The sequence below is a fragment of the Oribacterium sp. FC2011 genome, from assembly GCF_000701645.1.
Lineage (GTDB): Bacteria > Bacillota > Clostridia > Lachnospirales > Lachnospiraceae > Oribacterium.
On record NZ_JNJM01000008.1, the window covers coordinates 22,153 to 42,831 of the forward strand.

Consider the following 20,679-nt stretch of genomic DNA (forward strand, 5'->3'; position numbering starts at 1 on the left):
TCTTGCATGGGATTGCCTTCCGATTTCCTTCGGAAGGCAATCTGCTATGTAACCATGATTTGAAAAAAGAGATGATGTGTGAGAAAAAATGTTTTTCATGATGTTAAAGGATCGGAAATATCAACGGGTAAGATCAGGGTATCTTGTTGTAGCAAGTGTATAGAACTGTTCCATAGCCTCATCTATAGAATCGTAATTACCCTTGATGTAATCGCCCATAGCTGACTGGAAATCCTGAAGGAGTCCCTGATCGTAAGCTGTAAGGTTAGCCATGTCGATCCTGTCGGCCCCTGCACAGAACATCTTGAGAGGGTTCTGACCTCCGAGAACTTCATTGGAATAAGATTCGTCGTTTGCGAGCTCTTCCATGACAGGCTTGTTGTTTACGAAATCGTTGTCCTTGAGAACGATGTCCTTCATGATTTCAGGGTCGCAGGTAATCTTTCTGATGATGTCGGCAACTACGTCTCCATTGTCTGTTCCTGCAGCTGCGCAGATCCATGTTCCGCCCCAGTAGAAGCCCTGAGGTCCTTCGATAGCACCCCAGCCGCCTTCGTGAGCGATGGAACCTTCAACGTCCTTTGCCATTGAGAAATCGATGAGCCATGCAGGTCCGAAGTAAGCAAATACATTTCCTTCAGGATAGAAGCCCTTTGTCCAGTCATCTGTCCACTGGTCATAGGTATCACAGTAACCGGCGTCAACAAGTGCCTTTGAATCCTCTACCCACTTGATGAGGTTGTCATCAACCTGGATCTTCTTATCTTCCGTAACCCATGGAAGCTTTGAATTGTTCTGGTAGATTCTGAAGGTATCGGCCATGGAGGATATTACATGATAACCCTTGTCCTTAAGCTGTGCTGCTGATTCGTTGAATTTGTCCCAGTCAGAGAAATGCTTCTGAACCTCTTCCGGCTCCTGTGTTCCGAATACTTCTTCAGCGGCTTTTCTGTTGTAGATCATGACTCCCGGACATCCCTGCCATGAGCTTCCCTTGATAACGCCCTTTGAATCTGTAACAACGTCCTTTGTGTACTTGTACTGATCCTTCATGTCCTCTTCGGTGATACCAAGTTCTGAAAGAGGAAGCGTAAAGTCTGTATCGGTGTACTTTATAGCGTAATCGGCTTCTACAAGGAAGAGGTCAAGCTTTTCGTCCTGCGGTGCCTTATCCTGAGCAAGGAGGATCTCATCGAGCCTGTTCTGGTAAGCATTCTCCTGGTTAGGCGTAATATGCCACTTTACTGTAATATCGCCGATCTTTCCTGTGGTTCCGTCAACCTCTTCATATCCCGGATAGTGGTCTATAAGGCGGGATTTGAACTCTTCGTTCCAAGCTGCGATGTTAAGAACCTTTCCGGCACCCTCTGTAGCTGCTGCCGTTGTTGCCTCGGGAGTGCTTCCGCCTCCGCATCCTGTAAGTACATTTGCTGCCACTGTGGCTGAAAGTAATAATCCTAGCATTGATCTTCTCATAACTGATTGCCTCCATTGTTTTTTATTATGTATAGTGTTTGATCTATCGGCTCTTGCCGGTAGTTTGTTATAACTTTGAAACCGATCCTCCCTTATCCAGCTTTCCTTCAACAAGCAGATGCTCGATGAGAGTGCCTTTCGGGTTGTTTATAAGCGCTATAAGCTTTTCTGCCGCAAGGGAACCCAGCTTTTTAGTATCCTGTACAACTGTGGTAAGTCTTGGGCTTATCCTTCTCGCAAGCTCGATCCCGTCGTAACCTGCTATGGAAATATCCTCGGGAATCCTAAGCCCCCTCTCTCTTACTGCATTTATACAGCCAAAGCAGGAAAAGTCATCGGGGCAGATGATGCAGGTGGGCGGGTTTTCCAGATCCAGCAGCTTCTTTGCTGCCTCATAGGTTCTGTCGGTATCTCTGTAGGGCGCTGTGATCATGTATTCGTCAGGTACCGAAACATTAAGCTCCTGCATGGTGTTATAGAAGCAGGCGAGTCTTCCCTGTGTTACGGAAGTGTTTTCGTAGGCATGTATATATGCGATCCTTCTGTGACCCTGGTCATATATATAATGGAGCATTTCCCGCATGCCCTTTATGTTGTCGGATTGAACGGACATACAGTTGTCAAACATGTGATCGATGGTCACCACCGGTATGCTGCTGCTCACAAGCTCATAAACCTGGGGATCGTAGAAGTCCACGCAGGCGATGACAACTCCGTCAAAGCCTCTGTATAAGGCATGTGAAAGATAAGTGCTGTTGTCATTCCGTTTCCCTGAGTTTATAAAGGTGATGTCGTAGCCATTGGCCTCAGCGGTTGTTTTGAAGCTGTCCAGAACATGGGAGAAATAATCATGGGTAAGACCGCTGTGGGCTTCGTCCACGAACAATACTCCGATGTTGTAGGTTTTGTTGGTCTTTAATGCCTGGGCGGCAGCGTTTGGCCTGTAACCAAGCTCTTCCGCAACCTTCCGGATGTGCTCCTTAGTCTCCTCGCCTATGTCGCGATGGTTGTTCAGGGCTTTTGACACCGTTGCTATCGATACGCCGCAGGTGTTGGAAATGTCTTTTAAAGATACTGTTCTTTTAGCCATGTTGTTTTCCAATCGTTTAACTTAATCGTTTTCGTAATGCCAATATACATCAACATGTCGATGAATGCAATACCATTTTTAATTTTTTTGTGAATCATTCACAGCAATACTGGTTTATGTGGCGGCATCTCGTCAAAAAATGCGATCATACCAAGAACCGGAGCAAGGTTTTTTCTGATTTTAGAGGAATATCAAGTAAACGTTTTCTGATAAATTTTGAAATTTTCTATTGATAAATATCGATATCGACTATATAATCCGACTATATCCAACTTAAACGATTAAGTATTAAACGGAGGCATTATATGAAATACGGTTACTTTGATGACGCTGCCCGTGAGTACGTTATCACCACTCCGAAGACACCATTGCCCTGGATAAACTATCTTGGCAATAAGGAATTCTTTTCATTGATCTCTAACACCTGCGGAGGCTACTCCTTCTATAAGGACGCTAAGCTTCTCCGCCTTACAAGGTATAGATACAACAATGTCCCTTATGACAATAACGGTAAGTATTTCTATGTAAAGGACAGAAACCGGAATACTGTCTGGAACCCGGGCTGGCAGCCTGTAAAGACTGAGCTTGACAGCTATGAGTGCCGTCACGGTCTTGGATACAGCAGATTTACATCATTAAAGGACGGAATTGAAGCAGAGCTTCTTAGCTTTGTTCCAATGGAGGATAATTGTGAGATTTCAAGTATAACTCTTACAAACAAGGGTGATACTTCGGCAGAACTGTCACTCTTCTCTTATGTAGAGTGGTGTCTCTGGAATGCAGATGATGATATGAAGAACTTCCAAAGAAACTTAAGCACCGGTGAGGTTGAGGTTTCCGGTGAAGGCTCAGTCATATTTCACAAGACAGAGTACAGGGAAAGAAGAAATCATTATGCCATTCTCGGAGTGAACAGTAAGGTAAACGGCTTTGATACAAGCCGTGACGCATTCCTGGGAGCCTATAACGGACCCGATCACCCGGATGCTGTCGTTAACGGGAAATGCACAGGCTCTATGGCCAGTGGCTGGTCTCCCATCGCTTCACAGCAGATAGATCTGAGTCTTGCGCCGGGTAAATCAAGGACCTTTATATTTACTCTGGGATACATAGAGAATGAAGAAAATGATAAGTGGGAAGCACCGTCTGTTATAAACAAAAAGAAAGCCTTCGAGATGCTTTCGAGATATGACAGCGAGGACAAGGTTGAAAAGGCTTTTGAAGAGCTTCGTGCATACTGGAATGAGCTTCTGGGAATCTATCATGTTTCTTCCGAAAACGAAAAGGTTGACCGCATGGTTAACATCTGGAATCAGTATCAGTGCATGGTTACTTTCAACATGTCCCGTTCTGCTTCCTACTATGAGTCAGGTATCGGAAGAGGCATGGGCTTCAGAGATTCCTGCCAGGATCTTCTGGGCTTTGTGCATCTCATTCCGGACCGAGCAAGACAGCGTATCATAGACATTGCTTCCACACAGTTCCCGGACGGCAGTGCATACCATCAGTATCAGCCGCTGACCAAGAAGGGGAATTCAGACATTGGTTCGGGCTTCAATGATGATCCTTTGTGGTTGATTGCAGGAACAAGTGCATATGTAAGAGAGACGGGTGACCTTTCGATTCTCAGTGAGTCTGTGCCTTTTGATAATGATATGACCACAGCACAGTCACTTATGAATCACCTTCAGCGTTCCTTCAACTTTACCGCAACTCATAAGGGACCTCACGGTCTTCCGCTCATCGGACGTGCTGACTGGAATGACTGCCTGAACCTTAACTGTTTTTCCGAGCATCCCGGGGAATCATTCCAGACCTTCGGACCATCAGAAGGACCGGTTGCGGAATCAGTATTTATAGCCGGAATGTTCGTGAAGTATGGAGAGGAATATGCCCAGCTTGCAGAGCTCCTTCATGATAATGCTGAGGCCGAAAGAGCCCGCGCTGAAGTTAAAAAGGTTTATGATGCGGTTCTCGAATATGGATGGGACGGCGACTGGTTCCTGAGAGCATACGATGCGGAATCAAAGAAGGTTGGTTCAAAAGAATGTGAAGAGGGTCAGATATACATCGAGCCTCAGGGCTTCTGCACTCTCGCAGGCATCGGTGTTAAGGAAGGACTTGCGGAAAAAGCATTGAAGAGCGTTGAAGAAAAGCTGGATACAAAGTATGGTGTAATGATCCTTCAGCCTGCATATACAAAGTATCATCTTGAACTTGGTGAGGTAAGCTCATACCCGCCCGGATACAAGGAGAACGGCGGTATCTTCTGCCACAATAACCCATGGGTTTCCATAGCGGAAACGGTTCTCGGTCACGGTGACAGAGCATTTGACATTTACAAAAAGACCTGCCCTGCTTTCATAGAGGACATAAGTGAAGTTCACTGTACAGAACCTTATGTTTATTCCCAGATGGTGGCCGGAAGGGATGCGAAGTTCTTCGGTCAGGGCAAGAACAGCTGGCTTACGGGAACTGCGGCCTGGACCTTTGTAAATGTTTCCCAGTATATTCTGGGCGTTTATCCTACACATAAGGGGCTTTCTATTGATCCGTGTGTACCGGAGGATTTCGGAGATTTCACCCTTACGAGAAAGTTCCGCGGCGGGGTTTACAGAATCAATGTTCACACCAACGGTTCCCAAAAGGGAGTTAAGAAGCTTACCGTAAACGGTGTGGTTTGTGAGGGTAATGTTATCCCGTTTGATGCAGCGGTTAAGGAATACGATGTTGTAGTTGAGATGTAAAACTATTATCAGAATTTAACCAAAGGATTTCACAGGGGGTGTTTCTTTTCGCAGAGAATCGTCCTCGGTGAAACGTAGAAAACTTTCTCCGGTGGTTTAACAGAAAAAGGTCCGGGGCTTTATGCCCCGAACCTTTTTTATGTAGGATTAAATATGGAAACTTAATACTCCGGCTCGATGAGTCCGTAGCTGTTTCCTTTTCTCTTATAAACAACTGCCACATTTCCGGTATCGCCGTTCTGGAATACGAAGAATGCATGTCCTACAAGTTCCATCTGGAGACAAGCCTCTTCAGGAGTCATAGGCTTGAGATCAAAGTGCTTTGTACGAACGATATTGATCTCTTCTTCATTTGTATCATCAGGCTCCTCGTTGAAAGCATCCGAGAAATCGGCTGCAGCCTGATGTCTGTTGAGAAGTTTGGTGCGATACTTGCGGATCTGACGCTCGATGATGTCTACAACCAGATCCAATGACTGGAATTTATCTGAGGTGGTTTCCTCTGCGCGGATCACCCCGTCTTTAACAGGGATGGTTACCTCTACCTTGTACATATTCTTCTCAGTAGAGAGAGTGACATTGCAGATGGTGTCCTCCTTAAAGAACTTGGACAACTTTCCGAGCTTTCTGTCGATCTGGTCTTTCATGCCATCTGATACGTTAATGTTTCTGCCCGTGATATTAAACTTCATGGAATCACGCTCCCTTATATAGATTTCTCAAATATCTTTTGAGATACCTAGATTATACCACCGATAAAAATATAATTCCAATTTTATTACACTCAAAAAATGAATTTTTTATTAATGTGGTGGCGGATGACAGAAAAAAGTCCCAAATCAATGCCTCTGCAATGATTTGGGACTTGATATTACAGTATTTACAGGGTTTTAGTTGTTGATGAATCTTCCGTAAGCGTATGGCTCCCTGTAGTCGTATCTTCCGGTACAGATTCCGGTTCTTGTGTTTGCGGCATGGATGATAACTCCGTCGCCGGCATAGATTGCAACGTGATTTACATAATCGCCTGATGCGTAGAATATCAGGTCTCCCGGCTGCAGCTCCTCAAAGGTTATGGACTGGGCATTTTCAATCTGATCTCTTGAGGATCTTCCGGTTTTAATGCCAAAATACTTAAAGATCTGCTGAACAAATCCGGAACAATCGGTACCGTCTGTAAGTGAAGTTCCTCCGTATACGTACGGATTTCCAAGGAACTGTTTTGCGTAGTTGATAAGTGCCTGGCGGCTTGCTGTTGTGGCAATAGTTGGAACTGCGGTGCCGGCATTAACAACTTTGTTCACAGCGGAAACTATAGAAGTTGTCTCCGATGAAGGTGCATTGTTTACGGCTATTGTGTCATCAGAACCTGAAGTTGTTGAGTTGCCTGACTGCCCTGTTATGTTTGATACAAAACTGGTAAAGTCATCAGCTATATTGGATACCTTTGTCTTGAAGGCACTAAAATCGTCAACATCGTCTGCTATTTCCAGAAGCTTATCTTCGGAACCGGATACAGAGGATGTCTCTGTGATTGTTTCTTTCGCGCCGGAGTCCTTTGCCACTGCATAGTTCTCGGTTACTACATTGGAAGTGGTCTCATCAATGCTTGTAATGTTATATTCCGGGATCATGGAACCATCTGTAATAGCTGCCAGATCCTCATCGGAAGTGATGCCAAGTTCTGCATCATCAACAGGACCGTCTCCTATTTCCAGAAGAACTTCCCCGGAGGAATCGGATGAAGAGGTTGAGGATGATTTTGATTCTTTTGTCTTTGATGAGGAAGCCTTGGATTCTGTTGTTTTGGCAGTTGATGCTGAAGAAGATGCCTCAACTATCGCTGTCACAGACGAAGACTTTTCAGCCTCTTCGGCATAGGATACCATGCCGGGGGTCAGGCTGCTTATGGTTATGGTCAGAGCTGTATATAAAGCTATATGTTTGTATGTGATGTTTTTCAAAATGATCTCCCAGGTGTTCCGTACAAAAGGAACTGTAAATTGATATATTGATTTATTCAGCCGCTTAGCGACTGTGATAGTGCAGATTTCGGAAAATGATTAAAATACAAAACAGCAGGTGTGATATTCTCTGATGTTTTAATCACATCATTATGGTATCACACCTGCTGTTGAAGAATCTTTTTAAATGTTTTACGTTTTACTTACTGTGTAAAATTATTCTAAAAAGAATGGACAAACCCTTATATTTACTGATTTATGCTTATGAATAAAAACTGTCGATTCCGTCTGCGATTCCCTTTGCAAGAACAGCAACCGTAGAATCACTGTAATCAGAGACTCTGTCACCAAGTTCCAGGTCGATGGACGGGATCTTTGAGTAGCTGGTCTGAGTGAGATCCATCTGCATTGCACCGTCGCTGAAAATCTTTACACCATTTGCGGAAAGACCGTTGATGACATTTGAACCCAGACGGTCACTCTCCTGCCAGATTTCGGAAACGGGATACATGCCCTTGATGCCGTCAGCTACACTCATGAAGAAAGCACCTTTGTCTTTTTCGGTTGAGTCGTAGTGGATGGCGATATGGCAGTCAGCACGGTTGTTTGCCATGACTGTACGGGCAATGTTGTCGAGCTGTACATCTTCGCTCTCGCGGATCATGAGAACGTTGTAGCCTCTTTCGAGAAGGACGTCTTTCAAAGCTTTGGCAACCTTGAGGTTTACATAAGCCTCTGAGGTTCCGTCTTTCATGGTGGTTCCGGAAGAAACTGCAGTTGCGTGGGTATTGCCGGCTGCAGTGCTGCCGCCTGTAACCTTCTTTGTACCGTCGGGATGGCAAAGGGTCTTTACGCTCTCACCGCCGCTTGTGCCGTGACCTGCATTAACGCATACGGTTCTGCCTTTCTTGTTGCTGCCTGTTGCATAGTAAAGAGTTGCGGTGCCGGAATTGATCATTGAATTTTGGCCGAGCTCCCAATCTGGATTGAATGCTACAGCTTCAGAGGTCTTCTTTTCAACCACTTCGGTGGTAGTATAGTCAGAACTTATGAAAGCGGTCTGGCCGTTATACTCGATTCTGCTCCATTTCTGATCACTGTATCCTGTACGGTGGAAGCTGTCTCCGGTGTTGGCCTTACCAAGTACCTCGCCTGTTTCTGTCTGGGGTAATGAGCGAATGTTTACATTATCTGTCGTAATATAAACTTTTTCATCACGGTCTTCAAAGCTTATGGGAGCAGCTGTTTCTGCTGCTGTGGTTTCGGGAACGGAAGCAGGCTGTGTTTCGGTGGCTGCTGCAGCCTGTGTGTCAGAGTTGGCAGCCGGAACTGTAGGACCAACGTTGCTTGCAATAGTTGCAGATTCGTTGGGGAGAACATTGTTCTCTGTATCTGCGAGAGTTCCCTCTTCTACTGAAACTGCGGCTGAAGTCTCGGAGAACTCTGCTTTATAAGACTTCTTGCAGCCGCTAAGGGAAAAAGCAAGTGCTGTGCAGGCGGTTGCGGATAAAATCAATGTTTTTTTGAAATTTTTTTTCATACTTGACCTCACTCTGCCATCCGGAAATGATGGCGTATATATCAACGGTATTTGAATCTTTTGAAAAACAAATATTCACAATGAGAAGTTATACTCTTTAAAGATTACTTCGGCAAGTGATAAAGCCTTAAAGTTTCATAAAGATTAAAAACCAGGCAACAGTTCAGCCTGTTACAAATGAAGGGTTCAAATCCACCCACCGTCAAACTGTATAACCTGAGCAGTGAGATATAGTGGCGCCTGAGCGAGAATGTAAATGAACTCTCCCACTTCCTCCGGTGTCGCCATGCGACCATAAGGGATTTCATCTTCCACTGCAGCTCTGTCTTCCGGAGACATCCAACCGTTCATGTCTGTGTCGACGCAGCCGATGGCCACAGCATTAACCGGAATATGATTTGGTGCCAGCTCCTTGCCGAGCGCCCTGGTGAAGGCATTGACAGCCCCTTTAGTCAGGCTGTAAACCGATTCCATGGAGGCCCCTGAGACTCCCCAGACCGAGGAAACATTCAGGATGCGGCCGCACCCGGTTTTCAGCATGTAAGGAATCACTGAGCGGGTGAGCTTGAACATATCGGAGACATTGGCACTAAGCATGGTGCTGAGCTCCTCGTCCGTTACGTCCTGGCAGAGATTGAAGGTGGAAATGCCGGCGTTGTTTACAAGGAGGATTTCGTTAGTGTTTTCGGATTGATTTGAATCATTGCCTGAGGTAACTTCGTCAAGGCTGTTTGCGATATCATCTTCCGTAAGAACCGGCATGGCGGAATCAAGATCAATCTTTAGTGCCGATTTCAAAACTTCATCCGTGATGGCACCGTGAACGGTTTTGACTTCAGTGCAGCTTCTTAACTTCTCCGCCACTTCCTCCAGAAGATCAAAATTTGAACGGCAGTTTATGATGAGCCTGTAGCCCTTTTGTGCCAATATCTCTGCCGTAGCCTTCCCCACTCCCCGGGAAGCGCCGGTTACGATAGCTGTTTTCATATGTGATATCTCCTGTGGTTTGACGCTGTATTGACTAAGATATACAGCGATGTTAATATATTAATCGAAAAGAAGTGCTACCGATAGACGGTTAGCCCTAAGGTTTATTTAACAAAAATAACCGTTCAGTTGGGACTGTGGCGGTTATTTTTTTGTTATCTACCGTAGTTACTGGTAGCACTGCTTGGATTTTAACAAACATATATTCGTGTGTCAATTATTGATGATTGATGATAAAACGTAAAGATAATGAAGGCGCCGATGTGGTTTTAGTCCACACCGGCGCTGTTTTTAATAGTTATAATGTTTATCCCGCAAACACAATTCCTGAGAAAGCTTCCTCAATTTCGATGCCGTCTACCTTACGGGGCCAGTCGGAAGTATCAACATAGATTCTTGCAATCTTTCCGTCCGGTGTACGGGCATCAACCCAGTTAAGCTCATCTGTACGTACAAGTGTGAGCTTTGTCTTTTCGGGGATCTCTGTTTCGGTACCATTATCGCTGCAGTCCTCTGTGAGTTCATCCATCACGCTGAGCTTGAGAGGCTTGTTGAGGGTAAGCTCAAAATCATTGTTGATCCACCATGCATCGGTAAGAGGAACAGGCTTTCCGTCAGTGTCCATTTCGTAATGGCGGAATATACCGTAGGTGCTTAAGAGACCGCCTCTGGAGGACATGATGAAATCAGAAGGATCTATAGGTTTTACATCGTAGAAAGCTTCTTCTGTGAAATCACCAACCTTTTTGATCTCGGATCCGTTAATGTCATAAATCTGTGTGATATGCCAGTCATTGTCAGAGCTCATATCGAGATAGATGTAAGCATTATCGTCTTTTACAAGGATATAAGCACGCATACCGTAAATGCTTTCCAGTTTCTCTGTATACTCCTTGCCATCAAGGCTCATGCGGAGTGTGTACTCTGAAGCATACTCATCATCTCCTATGGGCTCCAGGTAATTAACTGTGATGGATTTCTTTGTACCATCTCCTGTTTCAAATGAGAAAGGAGCATCCAAACCAATCTCGGCAGCATAATCTTTGGTGGTCTTCAGATACTTCTCATTAAGGAAGTCAGCCGAGTCAGTATAATACAGTGAAACGAACTCGGGTCCGTAGGCATAGGCTGTGATGTCATAAGCTGAAAATACTGTAACCAGTGCATCGTGTGTCATGTAGAACTGAAGATTCATATCATCTTTTCCGTCATACAAATCGCTGATGGCGGTCTTGAGATCTTCTACAACGAGGCCTTCTTCGATGTCAGGGTACTCTTCGTGGAGCTGCTTATCAACAGCGTCAATGAAAGCGTCTTTATCGGTAACAACGTCTGAAATCTTGAGCACCTCGCCGGTTTTGGGATCTACATTAAATCCGGTGATGACGGTGTTGCCGTGAGCACCTCCCAAAAAAGAATAGTTTGATGCGGACACACTGAAAATGTTTGAGTCCGAGCGTTCGATAGAAGCATCCATGTCTACAGAATATGAGTAGCCTTCGTTGTCCTCTTCTTTAAAACGGGGATCCTCATCTGCGAGTTCTTTTGCAGAATCCATATCAGACTTGAAGCATTCGGCCGTATTCTTATTATAGGTGTCTATAGCTTTTACAAGCTCAGGGTGGTTTTCGTTACCTTCAACATACTCTCCGTTCACATAGGATCCAAGAGTTATTTCCGGATAGTAGCCTCCGCCTAAATATTTTCTGTCAGTATCCGAGTAAATACTTTCATAGTTTGTTTCTATTCCGGCATTTATGAGCTGCACCTCACCGCTTTCTTCAGCGGCTTCTGCATTAGTTTCCTTGGCAGCTTCAGTTGTGGCCAATGTTTCCGCCTCTTTTGTTTCAGCTGAAGCGGTAGTCTCCGCAGCAGTTGCTGCCGGTGCTTCGGTAGAACTGTTAGTAGTTGTCGTTCCGCCGCATCCGGACATCAAAAGTGCTGCCGAAATGACAAGAGCTGACATTTTCCTGATGTTTCTTTTCATAATTACCTCCGTTCTGTTTCTTTCTTTTCCTTTCGATGAACATTAGTCACCGTATCTACTATATCATTCAGAAAGGATAAGGAAAACAAAAATAACAAAAGCCTTTTTTCGCTTGCTTTTTTCTCTTGTTCTGAGTATATGTATACCTGGAGTTGGGTGATGTGTACTAAGGAAAAGGTAAAAACCAAAGTGAACAAACTCCGTGTATGGACTGTGGAGAGTTTATGATAGTAAAATGATTTATATCTTTTCAGTGAAGGGAGAACCTTGTGAAAATCCTTATTGCATCAGATTTATTTAATCCCGAAGTTAACGGAATTGTAACATCCATTAATATCTTATATGAAGGCTTGAAAAAGCATGGACACGATGTCAGGATCGTAACCCTCTCCCAAACACATTCCGAAAGAAAAGACGGAGATTTTTATTATATCCCATCTATCAACGCAGACATAGTTTATCCTCATGCCAGGCTCGTTCTTCCCGGGAAATACAAAATAATTAAAGAATTAATTGAATGGAATCCTGATGTGATACACACCCATTGTGAACTGTCAACATTTTGCTGCGCATGTTATATAGCGAGAAAGACCAACACGCCCATTGTGCATCATTATCATACGGTTTATAAATACTATGTCCGCTATCTTCCCTTAGGCAATTTATGGGTAAGACCTATTGTTCCAAACGTTATACGACAGATATCAAGGAAGACAAAAGCATTCATAACACCGACTGATAAAATGCGGCAAATACTTGAAGGATATCATATAAAGTCCGATATATTTGTTGTTCCAAGCGCCATCAGAGAGTGTTTTTTTGATTCTGAGTACTTCAAATACAGGAATTCCATTCGTGAAAAATATGGAATCAAAGAAAATGAATGTATCTTACTCTATCTTGGCAGAGTTGCCAAAGAAAAAAACATAGAGGAGCTTGTTGATTTCATCGGAGATGAAGAACTGTCCGGTTACCGTATCATGATAGTTGGAGACGGACCCCACAGAAAGAAGATAGAAAAATATATTCAGAAGCAAAAGGTATCAGACAGAGTGATATTTGTCGGGATGATTGATCCTAACGAGGTTCCCCGATATTATGTTTCCGGTGATATATTTGTTAATGCGTCCCGTAGTGAATCCCAGGGATTAACTTATATGGAAGCCATGGCTTGCAAAATCCCGGTACTTTGCCGTTATGACAGCTGTCTGGATGGGGTTATTACGAATTCTGTAAACGGATTTATGTATAATAACCGGGATGAATTCAAACAATATCTCAGACTGTTGGCAAATGATGAACATTTACGAACAACAGTCGCAGAGAATGCAAAAACAATGGTGTTTGAAAAATATAATCAGGAAAAATTTGTAAAAGAATGTGAAAAAATATATGAACTGAAGAAAATATGAAAAATACCAAAAGCCCGCCTGGCAGGCGGGCTTACAAGATGCGGGAGGTTATAAGATCATTATTGATCAGAGTCAATATCCTCCTGCCCTTTTTGTTTTAACAATTCAATCTGTTTTTTTGCTTCTTCCAATCCGCCTTTGATTGTGTCTTCCCTGCTTTGGTTTTTATCCTTCCTTAGCCCTTTCAATTCTTCTCTTACGTTGTCTTCCCTTTTGATCTCGCTTGAAGCCTCTTCGGCTGTGATCAAATCTGAATCTTTCCATAAATGGTGATAGAAATTATTATCTATTATCTTTATACTTGCGGAGTATTCCGATTCTATCAAATCGCTCATTGAGTCCAGATATAACTCAAGGTCTTTTTTATTATATTGTCCGGTGTCGATTTTCCATTCTACTGTTCCGGTTTTTGAATTGTAAATGACCTTGTCGGTAATAAAACTTTTGTTATAAAGAACAGCTTTGTGGATACCTTGAGAAAAAACATCTGTGCCCATAAACAGTCTTGAGTCATAATCGATTCCCAAAAGATTCAAAACAGTCGGAACGATATCTATATTACAGCAATACGTTTCGCATGTTACTTTTTCCGGCAATCCCGTTGTATATAATATACATGTTGAATGATACAGATCCATATCGGAAATAGCCCTTCCCACAAGCTGGTTTCTTCCTTCCTCTCCGAGATAATATGGATAATGGTCACCGGTTATCATTATTAAGGTGTTATCCAGGATCCCTTTTTCTTCAAGCCTGGTTACCAGATATTCAATTCCTTTTTCCAGTTCAAGATTGCCTGCAAGATATCCTAATGCTTCATCACAGTAATTGCCTGCTTCGTCACCGAGCCGGGATTTTACTTCTTCTATATTTTTATTGTAAATGCAATTGCTTGAATTGTACGGACCATGACCGCTGAAGGTCATATAATATGTGAAAAAACGATCTTCCGAAATGTACTTATCAACTGATTGTTTCATCAGTTCATAATCGGAAGCGGGCCACCTGGAGGAAAAAGTCATTCCGTCATCCATAAAAAACAGATTCTCATAACCAAGGTTGGTCCAGGACTGTTTTCTGCGGTAATAATTTCCGTAATAGTTATGGAAAGCATAGGAAGGCACACCTTCGTTTTTAAAGATATTTCCAAGGCCCATGGGCATATAGCACATGGATGATTGAGGCATACTTCCGACATCGACGCCCTTTAAGGCCTTACGTGATACATCGGGCCATAAAGATGTTGAAAGAGCGAACTCTCCATTCACGGTTGTATTGCGAAAACTATTGTAATAATTTGTCAGTATTATTCCGCTGTTTGCCATCTCATAAATAGTTGGAGTTACTTTTTCATTGATTCCGTATGTCCAGAGACCTTCAGCGCAGATAAAAATAACATTATAACCTTTCATTATGCCGGTATATTCATTGGTATAAGAAGGCATTCTGTTTCCCACATAATCATACAGTTCATGAATAGAATCGTCGCCGCTGTTTTTTGCCAGTTCATCAAAATCAAAACTCTTATTGATTTTAGCTGCGGCATTGTTGTCGAATAATATTTCATCATTGAGCATCAGACCCTCATAGAGAGAATTATCGGTTTTAAATGAGTCACTTCTCCCGAAGCCGCAAAAATAAGAGCCCAATTCAACGGTAAAGGTTGTTATGCTTCCTACTTTGGAGGAAGTAGTGTCTGTGTCGCTTGTATTGGAAACGAATATATTATATGCACTTTGTTTTGCTGTACCGTCTATTCTGAGGCACTGAGCTCCCAGGATCCATAATATGATTACCGGGGGAATCATGATCAGATGAAGAACCGGAGGGTATGGATTGCCTTTTATTCGTTTAGTCAGACACAGTACGGTTACAACTACTACAGGAATAAGTATAAGTGCCATGTATCCAAGGGATTTCTGCAGAACTTCTCCAATTGCCCAACCGAAATTGACTATGGATTCCTCTCCCATTTCCATCATGGATACAGAAAAAAATGAACCAAAGATTCGAAAATACACCAGTTGAATATCGTAATAAAAGGATATGATCAAAAGACTTAGGGGAAAAAGAATCCGATTGATTTTTTGAGGAAACAGTCCGTTGATAACAGTAAGAGCAAGAGCTTCGGCAGGAACAAAAAAAAGAAAGAAAAGGTTTTCTTTTGAGAATCCCTGCCCCATTTGAAAACGAAGAATCAGTTCCCAAACAATAATAGATATGGAAAAAACACAAAAATAAGGCAGGAGATCGCAGATTCCCTGCTTTATTTTCCGTGAAAAATCCTTCGATTTTTTATATGATTTATCATTGTCAGTTTTTTTACTGTCGACCATAATCAGTAATCCTTTTAGTGGTGAAGTAATATTATCATTAAGAATTATTATTCTCAATCCTTTTTGGATTTTGTAACAGTTCACCCGGTGGACCGGGGGGATCTGTTACCGGAATTTGCAGATGGGGGTGTTTGATAGAGGAAAAGAATAGTATTATATTTACTATGATGCATGATAACAATATGAAAACTTTTGTATATATGGGTGGGATTAATCTCACAAAAAAGAGCGGCGTGGGGAAAGCGGTATATCACCAGATCTCCATGCTGGAAAAACAAGGTATATCTGTAAACAAATCCGGCTTAAAACAATCCGATATTGTTCATATCAATACGGTTTTTCCTGATAGTGTTTTCATGGCTGTAAGGGCTAAAGCATTGGGCAAAAAAGTATTATATTACGGTCATTCAACAATGGAGGATTTTAAAAACTCTTTTGTAGGTTCCAATTTTTTGGCACCGGTTTTTAAGCAATGGATAGTTTTTTGCTATGGACTCGGTGATGCTGTTATCACCCCTACTGAATATTCGAAGTCACTGTTGGAAGGATACAATATCAAAAAGCCTGTTTATGCTTTGTCAAACGGTATAGATACATATTACTGGAGGAAAGAGAAGGAACTTAATCTGATTCAGAAAAAGGAGTTTCTGAAAAAGTATAATCTGCCGGATGATAAAAAAGTGATAATGAGTGTAGGACATTATATGGAGAGAAAGGGTATTACGGAATTCATTGAACTTGCCAGGAATAACCCTGACTATTCTTTTATCTGGTTTGGTTATACACCTTCCGTTCTTGTTCCTGCTCGGGTTAGAAAAGAAATCCGACAGTCTCCAGAAAACCTTATCTTCGCAGGTTTCGTTGACAGCGCAGAATTGAAAAAAGCATATAATTTCTGTGATTTATTTCTTTTTATGAGTCATGAGGAGACAGAAGGAATAGTTGTTTTAGAGGCTATGGCATGTGAAATACCGGTTATCGTCCGTGACATCCCCGTATATAACGGATGGCTTGTTAACGGAAAAAATGTATTTAAATTCAAGCAGAATGACGAGCTGCCGGGGATACTTAAACAGGTCCTGAACAGTACTGATAAATCCATTGTAAAGGATGCCGGAAAAACAGCTCTGGAAAGAGATTTCTCCAGGACAGGACAAAGACTTTCGGCAATTTATGATATAATAAAAGCCATATGAAAAAGAATAAAAATGGCGGCATTACCGTCAAGTTAATCATCTTTATTATTTTACTGGCAGCACTTCTTACCGGCGGTGTTGTATTTATCATTAACAGCGGTATTTTCAAAAATCCCAGGAAGGCTTTTGCTGAAAATGTTGTTGGAGTTTCCAAAAATATAAATAAAGAAATTTCAAATATCGGTTCAATCCCTATGGATGCTTTGGTCCATTTTGGAATCGATGATACCGACAAATCTCATACCTGCACAAGGACTACGCGTTTTTCGTCCGATACCATGCCTGCCTATGACCTGGTGTTGGAACAGACATACAGCTATAATGCAGATAATGGTGATGCTGCATACGATATTACAGCCTCTGTCAGTGGAAACCCGCTTGGTACGGGAAGTATGTATTTTTCCGGAGATCAGTTTATCTTTGTCCCTATGGATCCCGGTTCCCCGATGATAAGATATCAAATGGATTCATCAGCTCAGGAAAGTCTTAAAAACGTTGGAGCAATAGAACGTTATGCCAAGATGATAATGGAATCAGATAAACGTGAAGAAACTGACTGGGATCAGGAATGGAATAACTTTATTGAAACCGCTCTCTCAGGTTTAACGGAAAAAGACTTTATAAAATCAAAAGCAGGCTACATTATTTTAGGTGAAGAAAAGGAATGCAATACTGTTTCAGTAACCGTATCCGATGATAACGCTGTTAACCTGATTAGTGGTCTCAGCGATCTCATATACAAAGAAATAATTGACCTCGATGAAAATGATACTAGCAAATTTAACAGGCTTATCGATTCATACACCCAGAATGACGGTGACATGGAAATCACTATGACAACATACAGTTATAAAGGAACGCCTGTTGCCATTATTGCAGATGTTACTCTTGATCAGGAAACCTGTAAGTATGAAATCAACTATTATAAAAAGGGATCCGAAAAACAAATGATAATTGACTGTGATTCAACCGGTGATGATTCCTACTATGAAGAAAGCGTCATCTGCACAGGCAGCGGAGAATACAGCATGACCAACAAGTGTGATTTCGATGGCTTCTTCGTTACAATTCTTCAGGAAGTAAATCAGTCAGGTTCTTCAAAAGATTTAAACGGAACTTTTGAGATATCATCAAATAAACCTTCGTCTGATGATATTACTTCTATTACCGGAAACTTTATGACAGGTACGATTAAAGAAACTTCCGTACTTGGTAACGGAACGAAAACAACAACATTAAAAAGTGATAAGGTATCGGTCGACATTACTTCTTCCATGACCAGGGGACCTCTTGAGACAAACAAGATCACTCCCCCAGTTTTCCTGCCTGAGTCAGGTATTGATTGCGGAACAAACCTTGAGGATTTAAAAGCAGCACTGGATACGGGTGATACTTTAAAAGTGAATATGGACAATTCAGTATACAGTCTGGCGCAGGTGTTCATACTTATGATTAAAAAAGCAGGGATTTTAGATTTGTTGTAGGTTGCTGTTTCTTATGGACAGAATGATTAAACTTGACAGGGGGCATGTTATCGAATGAAGCCTTTTATGCTCATCTTATATGATATAAAAAGACTATTTGGTCATGGGAAAACTGTGATACTCGCAATGTTATCACCGGTCCCTGTTTTATTGCTGTTTGCAACCTTTCTTATACCGGTTATAAGTGCAGATAACGGCAATAAAATTGCATGTGCAATCTATAATGAAGATTCTGCAGAGAAAACAAGTGAATTATTAAATCTGATCATTGCTCCCGAAGTAAGTGACGGCAGGGCTGTGGTTTACCCTGTCAAAGACATGGAAACAGGAATGAATCTTGTTAAAGAAGGGAAAGTTGCCGTTTTCCTTCATATTCCGGAAAATACTTATTATACTTCCATGTCGGGAGAAAAGGCAGAATTGGAATATTATTATTCAAAAGAGCATTCCTTTGATGCTTTAATATTTTATTCATCCTTTAAAAGTACAATGTCTGTGTTCGGGCAGGGAATACGAATAGTATATATTGCTGCCGATATCGGAAGAAACAAAGGAATAACCGATGACGAGATATTAACCTTGTGGGAAGAAGGAAGCTATGATCTCCTGAATGTCCACCTTAATCGTGGCCGTATCATAGGAAAGAAGGGAGTCTTTTCTCCCGGAAATGATTATTATTTAAGATTCATTGTCGGTTCCCTGTTTGCTGTCTGTGCTTATTTTGCATCTTTTCCAATTATATACTTAACCGGTATCGATGTATCCGGAACATTTAAAAAGAGAAAAATATCTGCAGGCAGTCTTGCCGGATTTTATTTTGCACGTTTGATTTCAGGTACTATCCTTATCATGGGTACTTTCCTTATAATGTACCCGGTAGCACGAATTATACGTAATGTACCGATTCAGCTTGCATTAACTGTTTTTCCTGCTATGCTCTTAACCGCATTAACCTTCAGTGCCCTGGCAATCTTTTTCGGATCTGTTTTCAAAAACGGACATTCTGCTCTTTGGGCAGGGCTTTATTTTGGTTTTGTTTCCATGGCGGGTGTTTTCTTTATGTCCCGCAATACCGATTATCCCAAAACGATTGCTTTTCTTATGGAAATATCTCCTCTTCGAAGCAGCATAAGCATTTTTTCCAATGCCCTTTATAAAATGGTTGAAGAAAGGTTCACGATGGATATCATGATGCTGGTATTCATGTGTATCGTTTTTGTGATTTCAGGGTTTACCGTTTATATGATAAGGGGGTGCAAAGAATGAATTACGCATCTCTGTTTAAAGGCCGTACAAGAGCACTTATTACAGACTATACATCTCTTTCTGTTTTGATCATTATCGCGATTGTTTCATTTTATATCTCCACGCTAAATACAGTCGAAAACAATACTTCTGTTCCGATTGCCATTGTAAACAACGATGAAGGCGTTTGGGGTGAAGAATTTATCAATGTATTGTTAAGTGAAGAATCGTATGATTTTTATCTTTCAACATTGGATGACGCAAATGATGCCATAGCCAAAAACAGAGCTCATGGAATAGTTGTAATAAAGGAGGATTTTTCGGATAAAATCCGGAAAGGTGACTATAATTCTCTGATTTCCGTTACTGTCATGTCTGACAGTATGGAACTGGAATCCTTTACCGAAACAGTTATTAATGATGCCATAAAAATATGGATTGAAGCCCTTATTGAATCACGTCTGGTTGAAATTGCCAAGGCTGATGAAGAGGAGCTTGCCCGGTTTCGCCAAAATACTTCCGAAATATGGGATAAAGGATCTCTTCTGGATGTAGAAGCATATCTGGTAGACACTGCTGAGGAAACTGATGAAGAAGACAATATGTGCACAGGTATCCGATGGTACGCAGCATTATCCCTGTTTTATATAATTATCAGCGGAACGTGGATGTGTAATTACGGAAGCGGACAGTTGATTCGAAGAGCCGTCGGGCGGGGCGCCAATATAGCCCTGATGTTCATTGCTCAGGCATTACCCGGCATGATTCTTGCTTCGATCGGATTAATTCCTGTTTTATACAAAGAGACAACCGATGCCCGTTCTTTTCTTTTGATTTTACTTGCTTATATTGTTTACTCAATCGGAGCAAGCGGAATCGCTTTGGTTGTATGCTCTCTTTCCGGTAATTTCTCAGTTCTGGTTCTGTCAGCTCCGGTTATCACATTAACCGCATCTCTTATGTCCGGACTGCTCTTCAGACTTCCGGATTGGGCAGGTTTCTGGGAAAATCTTTCGATTATATTCCCGGGACGCTGGTTTTATATGGCATCTCATGGTAAATCATTTTTACCCGGAGCGGTTATTACAAGCGTAGTCTGGCTGCTGACAGGAATACTTATTTCCGGATTGATCAGCAAACTTAAAAAAACATCGTAATAATCGAGTAGATGGAATACACCCTGCTCGATTCTGAGTTAGCCGTCACATGTCCTGT

General features: G+C 42.1%; 14 protein-coding genes. 6 read left to right on the forward strand and 8 right to left on the reverse strand.

The genetic code is table 11. The annotated features are described in order from the left end of the window. Nucleotides 1–120: 120 nt before the first annotated feature. Together T357_RS0107805 and T357_RS0107810 are read right to left on the reverse strand one after the other, a co-directional pair. Nucleotides 121–1,476, reverse strand: a complete 1,356-nt coding sequence (locus T357_RS0107805; protein ID WP_031550605.1) for a type 2 periplasmic-binding domain-containing protein — start codon at nucleotides 1,474–1,476, stop codon at nucleotides 121–123. Nucleotides 1,477–1,543: 67 nt separating this feature from the next. Beyond that, nucleotides 1,544–2,566, reverse strand: coding sequence for a LacI family DNA-binding transcriptional regulator (locus T357_RS0107810; RefSeq protein WP_031550607.1), 1,023 nt, complete (start codon nucleotides 2,564–2,566; stop codon nucleotides 1,544–1,546). Nucleotides 2,567–2,871: 305 nt separating this feature from the next. On the opposite strand from T357_RS0107810, the gene T357_RS0107815 reads away from it, so the two are divergent. Then, a complete protein-coding gene (locus tag T357_RS0107815) occupies nucleotides 2,872–5,313 on the forward strand; it encodes a glycoside hydrolase family 94 protein (RefSeq protein ID WP_031550609.1) in 2,442 nt (813 codons plus the stop codon). A gap of 161 nt (nucleotides 5,314–5,474) precedes the next feature. On the opposite strand, the gene hpf is transcribed toward T357_RS0107815, so the two are convergent. The 5 genes from hpf to T357_RS0107840 form a co-directional block, all read right to left on the reverse strand. Continuing rightward, nucleotides 5,475–6,005: a ribosome hibernation-promoting factor, HPF/YfiA family gene (gene hpf, locus T357_RS0107820; protein WP_031550612.1), complete on the reverse strand. Its 531-nt coding sequence runs from the start codon at nucleotides 6,003–6,005 to the stop codon at nucleotides 5,475–5,477. A 198-nt stretch (nucleotides 6,006–6,203) separates the two neighbouring features. Further along, complete coding sequence (locus tag T357_RS0107825; protein ID WP_031550615.1) at nucleotides 6,204–7,277, reverse strand: C40 family peptidase; 1,074 nt, start codon at nucleotides 7,275–7,277, stop codon at nucleotides 6,204–6,206. Between the two features lie 262 nt (nucleotides 7,278–7,539). Next, on the reverse strand, nucleotides 7,540–8,817 hold the full coding sequence (locus tag T357_RS0107830) for an N-acetylmuramoyl-L-alanine amidase (RefSeq protein WP_049962341.1): 1,278 nt from the start codon (nucleotides 8,815–8,817) through the stop codon (nucleotides 7,540–7,542). 186 nt (nucleotides 8,818–9,003) lie between these two features. Next, complete coding sequence (locus tag T357_RS0107835) at nucleotides 9,004–9,804, reverse strand: SDR family NAD(P)-dependent oxidoreductase (RefSeq protein ID WP_031550621.1); 801 nt, start codon at nucleotides 9,802–9,804, stop codon at nucleotides 9,004–9,006. Between the two features lie 307 nt (nucleotides 9,805–10,111). Beyond that, the gene (locus tag T357_RS0107840) at nucleotides 10,112–11,791 is read right to left on the reverse strand and encodes a DUF3298 and DUF4163 domain-containing protein (RefSeq protein ID WP_031550623.1); all 1,680 of its coding nucleotides are present in this window, start codon (nucleotides 11,789–11,791) and stop codon (nucleotides 10,112–10,114) included. Between the two features lie 269 nt (nucleotides 11,792–12,060). On the opposite strand from T357_RS0107840, the gene T357_RS0107845 reads away from it, so the two are divergent. Then, entirely contained in the window at nucleotides 12,061–13,203 is a 1,143-nt protein-coding gene (locus tag T357_RS0107845) for a glycosyltransferase (protein ID WP_031550626.1), read from the forward strand. 59 nt (nucleotides 13,204–13,262) lie between these two features. Here T357_RS0107845 and T357_RS0107850 read toward each other — a convergent pair whose 3' ends face one another. Beyond that, nucleotides 13,263–15,539, reverse strand: coding sequence for an LTA synthase family protein (locus T357_RS0107850; RefSeq protein ID WP_031550629.1), 2,277 nt, complete (start codon nucleotides 15,537–15,539; stop codon nucleotides 13,263–13,265). 182 nt (nucleotides 15,540–15,721) lie between these two features. Here T357_RS0107850 and T357_RS0107855 point away from each other — a divergent pair, with 182 nt between their 5' ends. The 4 genes from T357_RS0107855 to T357_RS0107870 are packed head-to-tail and all read left to right on the forward strand — an operon-like array spanning nucleotide 15,722 to nucleotide 20,621. Then, entirely contained in the window at nucleotides 15,722–16,735 is a 1,014-nt protein-coding gene (locus T357_RS0107855; protein WP_031550632.1) for a glycosyltransferase, read from the forward strand. Beyond that, the gene (locus tag T357_RS0107860) at nucleotides 16,732–18,219 is read left to right on the forward strand and encodes a hypothetical protein (RefSeq protein WP_031550635.1); all 1,488 of its coding nucleotides are present in this window, start codon (nucleotides 16,732–16,734) and stop codon (nucleotides 18,217–18,219) included. The genes T357_RS0107855 and T357_RS0107860 overlap by 4 nt, the downstream gene beginning before the upstream one ends. Before the next feature lie 54 nt (nucleotides 18,220–18,273). After that, nucleotides 18,274–19,485 (forward strand): ABC transporter permease, encoded by a 1,212-nt coding sequence (locus tag T357_RS0107865; protein ID WP_031550638.1) that lies wholly within the window; start codon nucleotides 18,274–18,276, stop codon nucleotides 19,483–19,485. Then, nucleotides 19,482–20,621, forward strand: coding sequence for an ABC transporter permease (locus T357_RS0107870; RefSeq protein WP_031550641.1), 1,140 nt, complete (start codon nucleotides 19,482–19,484; stop codon nucleotides 20,619–20,621). Before T357_RS0107865 ends, T357_RS0107870 begins: the two co-directional genes overlap by 4 nt. The last annotated feature ends 58 nt before the right edge of the window (nucleotides 20,622–20,679 follow it).

What these genes read in the sequence shown, in the direction of transcription:
- T357_RS0107850 (WP_031550629.1), bottom strand. Translation starts at nt 15,539, where the DNA reads ATGGTCGACAGTAAAAAAACTGACAATGATAAATCATATAAAAAATCG.
- T357_RS0107830 (WP_049962341.1), bottom strand. Translation starts at nt 8,817, where the DNA reads ATGAAAAAAAATTTCAAAAAAACATTGATTTTATCCGCAACCGCCTGC.
- hpf (WP_031550612.1), bottom strand. Translation starts at nt 6,005, where the DNA reads ATGAAGTTTAATATCACGGGCAGAAACATTAACGTATCAGATGGCATG.
- T357_RS0107860 (WP_031550635.1), top strand. Translation starts at nt 16,732, where the DNA reads ATGAAAAAGAATAAAAATGGCGGCATTACCGTCAAGTTAATCATCTTT.
- T357_RS0107835 (WP_031550621.1), bottom strand. Translation starts at nt 9,804, where the DNA reads ATGAAAACAGCTATCGTAACCGGCGCTTCCCGGGGAGTGGGGAAGGCT.
- T357_RS0107870 (WP_031550641.1), top strand. Translation starts at nt 19,482, where the DNA reads ATGAATTACGCATCTCTGTTTAAAGGCCGTACAAGAGCACTTATTACA.
- T357_RS0107840 (WP_031550623.1), bottom strand. Translation starts at nt 11,791, where the DNA reads ATGAAAAGAAACATCAGGAAAATGTCAGCTCTTGTCATTTCGGCAGCA.
- T357_RS0107805 (WP_031550605.1), bottom strand. Translation starts at nt 1,476, where the DNA reads ATGAGAAGATCAATGCTAGGATTATTACTTTCAGCCACAGTGGCAGCA.
- T357_RS0107810 (WP_031550607.1), bottom strand. Translation starts at nt 2,566, where the DNA reads ATGGCTAAAAGAACAGTATCTTTAAAAGACATTTCCAACACCTGCGGC.
- T357_RS0107855 (WP_031550632.1), top strand. Translation starts at nt 15,722, where the DNA reads ATGAAAACTTTTGTATATATGGGTGGGATTAATCTCACAAAAAAGAGC.
- T357_RS0107865 (WP_031550638.1), top strand. Translation starts at nt 18,274, where the DNA reads ATGAAGCCTTTTATGCTCATCTTATATGATATAAAAAGACTATTTGGT.
- T357_RS0107815 (WP_031550609.1), top strand. Translation starts at nt 2,872, where the DNA reads ATGAAATACGGTTACTTTGATGACGCTGCCCGTGAGTACGTTATCACC.